Below are 1,547 nucleotides of genomic sequence, written 5' to 3' on the forward strand. Positions count from 1 at the left end.
GAACGTATGGTTTTGGAAAATACAAAACCCTCAATATGCTGTGGATGCCACGGCTGGCGTATATAGCTTTGTTAGGGGCTTTTAATTTTTTCTATTCATAAAGATTTCATTTTAAGATAATTTACAAGTGCTTTTGTATAATATTTTGAATTCGAGTCGGAAATTTTGTTGTTATCTAATCTTTTCCTTAATCCCTTGTTTGTATTTATCCTTGCCATAAAATAGGTGGGATGATAAGCACGGATTATGTCTGTGGAATGCAAAAAATGACTGCTATCTTCTATTTTAAAAATAGCTAATTCGTGTGGTTGTAAAATTCCTTTCTCATCGAGGGGAGTTTTGCAAATCGCCGTTTTGTTTAAAGCACCTTTTTGAATATAGTAATCAAGAGAATGACCAGTTAAAAAAATAATTCTCTTAGGAGATAATATGTTTAATATTCTAGAGACTAAATCTGTTTGCAATTCCATGACTTGGTTAGCGACTTTTTTATTTTTTGTCGGCCTTCCCTCATTTTTATTTTTTCCGGTTACTGCTTCTGTCATAAAAATGTTCATCCAACAATGTGAAAGCAGTCCATTTTCTATCATTTCTCCTTCGATTATGTTCTCCTTGTATAATAAGCGATTAAATTCCCAAAATTTACCACCGTATTTTTGTGCGTGATTTTGAATAAAATTATCGTATCTGTCTATTAGGCAGTCTTTTTCAAGGTTGTTTGGGTTGTGCTTTATAATGTGGTACAAATTATCTGAAATATCCTTATTCGGAAACCAAGTATTTGTCTCTTGTCCAATAACAATTGTTCTGCTAATTAAATATTGAGGCGAAATTCTAGGGATTAAAGGAGCAGATAATCCCATTTTGCCATCGTACTCTCTAAACCGTAAATAAAACTCTTTAAGTATTGCGTTTTGGATTGCAATTATGTCTGATTTCATTTGAATTAAGGATTAATTTAACGACATATTATTTGAGTGATTTTCTTCTGAAATATTACTTATGAATTCAAGAATTATATTATCAACAAAGTTAAAAGCTTCAGCAATGCCTATTTTTCCTGAATGTACTTCCTTTATCAAGTTACTATCTATTGCTTTGAAGTTGGGGAGCGATTGTAGTCTTACAACTGTATGATTTGCCTTATTTTTTTTCTTGCTCCCTTCAAAATTAAATGGGATTGTGCCGATTGAATAAAAATCATATTGAAGTTCAATTAATTTCATGGTTAATTGTTCAAGCATGTAACCACTTGTGTTTCCACCAAGTCCAGCGATTAAAATAATTTTTTTATTTTCTGTAGATGTTAATTTTCCAGCAATATTTGATAAAAGATAATCGTAATCATTATTCAAGTCTATAAACTTGATAAAATCATCTCCAAAATCATCATTCATAGATGAGTTTCTAATGACGCACAAACGTTTAGCATTAATCCTTGAATCTAAGGTTTTTCGGAGTATGGTATTACCAAATTTGCCGAATCCAACAATATATAATTCTTTTTTATTTAGCATGTTTTTTTTCTATTTCAATTGCCCCTAACG

At 31.0% G+C, this 1,547-nt stretch carries 2 protein-coding genes; both read right to left on the minus strand.

Annotated elements, in window-relative coordinates:
• Positions 1-95: 95 nt before the first annotated feature.
• Positions 96-941, minus strand: coding sequence for a hypothetical protein (locus OQ5_RS0111220; protein WP_016777586.1), 846 nt, complete (start codon positions 939-941; stop codon positions 96-98).
• A gap of 12 nt (positions 942-953) precedes the next feature.
• Positions 954-1,517: a hypothetical protein gene (locus OQ5_RS0111225; RefSeq protein ID WP_016777587.1), complete on the minus strand. Its 564-nt coding sequence runs from the start codon at positions 1,515-1,517 to the stop codon at positions 954-956.
• Positions 1,518-1,547 lie beyond the last annotated feature (30 nt).

It is taken from the genome of Anaerophaga thermohalophila str. Valhall (genome assembly GCF_000250735.1).
In the GTDB taxonomy this organism is placed as follows: domain Bacteria; phylum Bacteroidota; class Bacteroidia; order Bacteroidales; family Marinilabiliaceae; genus Anaerophaga; species Anaerophaga thermohalophila_A.

What these genes read in the sequence shown, in the direction of transcription:
- OQ5_RS0111220 (WP_016777586.1), bottom strand. Translation starts at nt 941, where the DNA reads ATGAAATCAGACATAATTGCAATCCAAAACGCAATACTTAAAGAGTTT.
- OQ5_RS0111225 (WP_016777587.1), bottom strand. Translation starts at nt 1,517, where the DNA reads ATGCTAAATAAAAAAGAATTATATATTGTTGGATTCGGCAAATTTGGT.